The sequence below is a fragment of the Abditibacteriota bacterium genome (genome assembly GCA_017552965.1).
Classification (GTDB): domain Bacteria; phylum Armatimonadota; class UBA5829; order UBA5829; family UBA5829; genus RGIG7931.
The window spans coordinates 1-4,683 of record JAFZNQ010000092.1 but is presented as its reverse complement, the minus strand read 5'-3'; the positions used below and the strand labels follow the sequence as shown (position 1 = coordinate 4,683).

Sequence of the window (4,683 nt, the reverse complement as noted above, 5' to 3'; positions counted from 1 at the left end):
GGGCCGAGGACATGATGAACCACATGGCCTCCAGAGCGTGGCCCGGGTTGGTGTGGCGGCCGGTCATGGAGGACAGGTCCGGCCCTCCCTTGGGAGGCACGTTCTCAAACACCACTCCATGCTCCGGGCTGTAAAAGGTGTCGAGGACGAAGCGGCGGAGCCGGGCCAGCTCCCCTGAGTTGTCGACGCCCAGGTTTTCCTGCAGCACCGACAGCAGATTGAGCTGCATCATATAAAAGCCGAAGCTCAGGTATGCCTTTTTGCCCTCCAGCTCCTTGGTCCACTCGCCCTTGGGCCTCTTTTCCCGGGCGGAGTAGCTTTCGTAGGCAGACAGGGCCTCCCGGCGGGCGTCCGGGTCCCCGCAGGCCTTGTAAAGGGCCGCCGCCCCCATGACCGCAAAGCAGTCCGAAAAGGCGTTGTAGGGAGCCATGGCCGGGACCCCTTCCCGGCTCAGGGAAAAATAATAGCGGCCCTGAGGGTCCTTGCCGTGACCGGTGAGAAACAGATAGCCCTGCCGGGCCTCGTCCAGCCACTTGCCTTTTTTTTCGACCTTGTTGCAGAGCTCCGCGAACATCCACACGATGCGCCACTGCATCCACATGTATTTTTCCGTGTCATATACAGAGCCGTCCCGGTCGAGGCAGGTGAAATAGCCGCCGTACTCCGGGTCGGGACAGTGCTTTTCCCAAAACGGGACCACGTTGTCCAATAGGTATTGCCTGTAAGTAGTCTGATATTCTTTCATTACAAGACCCGCGTATTCGATGAGATGATAGTTTTATTATAGCATATATCGAAGGAGTTCTTCGAATGGCAGGCAGGGTTTTCTCCGAAAGAACCGCGAGCCACGGTCACGGACGAGCCGGAGCGGGAGGGGCCGTATCGCGGGGCAAGGAAAACCGTCATCTCGGCGCCAACCCCGCGTCATCTCGGCGCGGCCGGCCATATGTCAGACGCCTTGGCGTCCTGCCGGCCGCGGTAAGAGATCCACGGAGGGCCCGCCAGCCCATTCCTTACTCTGCCATTGGCAGAGAGGGCTGGTGGGAGGGGCCGTATCGCGGGGCAGGCGAGAGGTATGAGAGAGCGCTTTTTTGTCCCGTCGGGCTTATTGGGCGACCACAGCTCGCGGCTTCGTGACAGGGGATTTCTTACCGCCTCTTGCAGAGGCGCCGAAATGACGTTAAGCCTGGACGGGACAAGCGTCCTCGCCGCTGCAGAAACGGCGGTCAAATACAGACGTCATCCCGGCGCAAGGCGCCGGAGGGCGCGCGAAAAAAAGCTCCCCTTCGGGCATTGCCGAAGGGGAGCGCCGATAATACGCCTTACTCTTTCACCGTCACCTTGCAGGTGGCGGTAAAGCCGCCGTCCTTGGTGGTGGCGGTGATGGTGGCGGTCCCTTTCTTTACGGCAGTGATCTTGCCGGCGGAGCTCACCTTGGCCACGGTGGGCTTGTCCGACGTCCAGATAACGCCGGGAACGGTAGCGTTGGAGGGCTTCACGGTAGCCGTCAGAGTCTTGGTCTTGCCCACCTTCAGAGTCACGCTTGTCACGTCCAGAGTGACGCCGGTCACCGGGATGACCACGGTCACCTTGCACTTGGCGGTAAAGCCCCCGTCCTTGGTCTTCACCTTGATGGTGGTGGTGCCGGGGGCCACGCCTTTCACCTTGCCGTTTGCATCCACGGTGGCTATGCTCGTATCATAGCTCTGCCAGGTCACGGCCTGGTTGGTGGCGTCCGCGGGGGCCACTACTGCCTTCAGGGTAAAGGTCTTGCCCTTGGCCACGGAGGCCACGGTCTTATTGAGGGCCACGCCGGTGACAGCGACTGTGGCCTGGGTGACGGTCACCTTGCATTTGGCGGTAAAGCCCCCGTCCTTGGTCTTGACTCTGATGGTGGTGGTGCCGGGGGCTATACCCTTCACCTTGCCTTCCGAGGTCACGGTGGCTATCGTCGTATCGTAGCTGGTCCACGTCACGTTCTTATTGGTGGCGTCCGATGGCGCTACTGTGGCGGTCAGAGTGATGGTCTTGCCCTTGGCCACCTTGGCGCTGGTCTTGTTCAGGGCCACGCCGGTGACGGCGACGGAAGGTTCCACGACCTTCACCTTGCACTTGTCTATATATTCCCCGTCCTTGGTCTTCACCCGGATGGTGGTGGAGCCGGGGCCGATGGCCGTTATCTTGCCCGTGGAGCTCACCTTGGCTACCGTCTTGTCGTAGCTGGACCAGATGAGATCCTTGTTGGTGGCGTCCGCGGGGAGCACTTCGGCGGTAAGGCGTTTGGTCTCGCCCGTCTGCAGAGTCACGGAATGGAGGTCCAGGGTGACGCCGGTGACAGGCGTGCCGAGCCTGATGGGTACGGGGAAACCGTCAGGGCCTTCGTACCAAGTGGTGTTTCTCTTCAGGGCGGTGAGCAGGGTCCCGTCGGTAAACTCCGCCGGGGTGAAGTCGTAAACCGAGAAAGAGGTCCCGTCGGAGCGGCCCACAGCCTTCGCTGTGTCGGTCACGTAGTTGTAGTCGCCCTCCGAGTCGCAGACATCCCCGACCAGAAGGCCGCCGGCCTCATAGGCTTCATATCGGGTGGGACAAGCGTAGCAGGCGTTGAGCTTTACATGGTACACCTGCCCGATCAGGCCGCCGCAATAGTCGGCCTTGACGGCCGTTTTGAACACGCAGCTTATATTGATATTGCAGTCCTCGGCGTAACCGGCAAAGCCTCCGCCGCAGGAGTCCACCACAGGCGACAGGATGTCCGAGTTCCACACGGCGCACGAAGTCAGGGTGCCGCCGTCCGCATAGCCCGCTATCCCGCCGTTCCAAAAGCCGTCCCACAGCTTGCAATCGTGGGCGACAGAGCGAACTATGCTCCCGCCTTCATTGGTCCCCGCTATCAGCCCCTGGTAGCCGTCTTCAAGGCAGCAAACTATCTTGAGATCGGACACGGAGGCTTCGACGATAGTGCCGTAATTGCTGCCTGCTATGGCGCCAAAGTAGTTGGAATAATGATATATCTGGCGGGGTCCGCCTTCACCGCCGCCGTCCACGGAACAACCGACTATAGAGCCGTCGTAATCATTCCAGGCGCAGAGAAGGCCGCCGGCATCCTCTTCGGAATACTCGGAGAACGTCTTGTTCCCTGCGAGCCGGATATTCAGGTGCTGGATACTGCCCGTATTGTAATGGACAAAGCCCCACAAAAATGTTTGCGGGCCGACTTCAGCTATTGTGAGCTGGAAATCGTCCAACAGTATGGTGGCGCCGTTGCCCAATATCATGCCGTCGTTCCAGAAAATGCCTTTCCATTTGGTGCCGGTGAGGTCAAAGGTCTTGCCTGCGGCAAAATTCAGGACGTCGTTTTTTCCCAGGCACATACCGCCGGTGTTCAGGGCCTTCAGGTCCTGGACCGTGTCGATGTTGACGGTGACGCCGAACACGCCCGCTGATGACAGTAAACTTACAAACAATAATAAAACAGTGATTTTAATAGCCTTTGTCATGGCCGGACTCCTTGCTGCGCCCCCTGCGGGGCAGGACTTTCAACTTTATTATACAGTATTTGCGGCAATAAAACAAATATAACGGAGAGCCGCGGCAGCGCGTCCCGGCCGGTTTGTGTTATAATAAAGACGGCGGGGCCGCAGCCCCGCCCCTACACGCAAATCATGAGGACACCATATGTATAACACAGGTCTTGTATCCATCAGCTTCCGCAAGCATTCTCCAGCAGAGATCATAGCCGCGTCCCGGGCGGCGGGTCTGGATTGCATCGAGTGGGGCAGCGACGTGCACGCTCCCGCCGGGGACCCGGACACAGCCCGGGACATAGCCGCCCGCATGGCGGACGCAGGGCTGTTCACCTGCTCCTACGGCACCTATTTCAGAGCCGGCGTCCATCCCGCCGAAGGCATCTACGAATACATCCGCACCGCCCGCATTCTGGGCACCGACACGCTGCGCATCTGGGCGGGTGACGATTTTTACGCCGAGTATCAGAAGTCGGGCAAAAAGGAGCTGTTCGACGCCTTCCGGGCCCTGGCGGCCATAGGAGAAAAGGAGGGGGTCACCATCTGCACCGAATGCCACGTCAAGACCTACAACGAGACCCTGGAGGGAGCCCGCGAGATGTTTTCCGAGATCGACTCCCCCCGATTCCTGACCTATTGGCAGCCCTCCCAGTTCAAGAGCGTAGAGGACAATCTGGCCTATGCCCGGGCCATGGCTCCCAAGACCACCCACATACACGTGTTTCAGTGGCGGACTCCGCAGGTCATCAAGTATCCTCTCTCCGAAGGCGTGGAGGAATGGCGGGATTATCTGCGGTGCTTTGAGGGCGATCGCTGCCTGCTGCTGGAATTCATGCCGGACGACAGGATCGAGACTCTGGGGAGAGAAGCGGACACCCTGAGAGAGATCATAGGCGGAATGTAGATAATTCATTCACCCCGACGCGGCGCCGCAACCCCGCGTCATCCCGGCGCCTCCGCCAACACCCCGCGTCATTTCGGCGGAAATGGCGCCGGCGGTCAATAAAAACGTCATCTCGGCGGTTGAGCGTATGCGAAACCGGTAAGAGATCTCCTGAAATGGAAGGACACACCCGGGCAACGCGCTAAGCCCACCGCCGGAGAAGGCTTTTCCCACGTCCCGGGACGAGTGTGGTGTGGCAGGCGCTGCGCGCCTGCC

Annotated in this window: 3 protein-coding genes; 1 reads left to right on the top strand and 2 read right to left on the bottom strand. The window is 59.9% G+C overall.

What is annotated here, in order from left to right; translation table 11 throughout:
- Nucleotides 1–745, bottom strand: a 745-nt coding sequence (locus IK083_07800) for an AGE family epimerase/isomerase (protein ID MBR4749455.1), incomplete at its 3' end; no start/stop codon positions are given.
- A 577-nt stretch (nucleotides 746–1,322) separates the two neighbouring features.
- Nucleotides 1,323–3,497, bottom strand: a complete 2,175-nt coding sequence (locus tag IK083_07795) for an Ig-like domain-containing protein (GenBank protein ID MBR4749454.1) — start codon at nucleotides 3,495–3,497, stop codon at nucleotides 1,323–1,325.
- Nucleotides 3,498–3,675: 178 nt separating this feature from the next.
- Here IK083_07795 and IK083_07790 point away from each other — a divergent pair, with 178 nt between their 5' ends.
- Nucleotides 3,676–4,428, top strand: coding sequence for a sugar phosphate isomerase/epimerase (locus tag IK083_07790; protein MBR4749453.1), 753 nt, complete (start codon nucleotides 3,676–3,678; stop codon nucleotides 4,426–4,428).
- Nucleotides 4,429–4,683 lie beyond the last annotated feature (255 nt).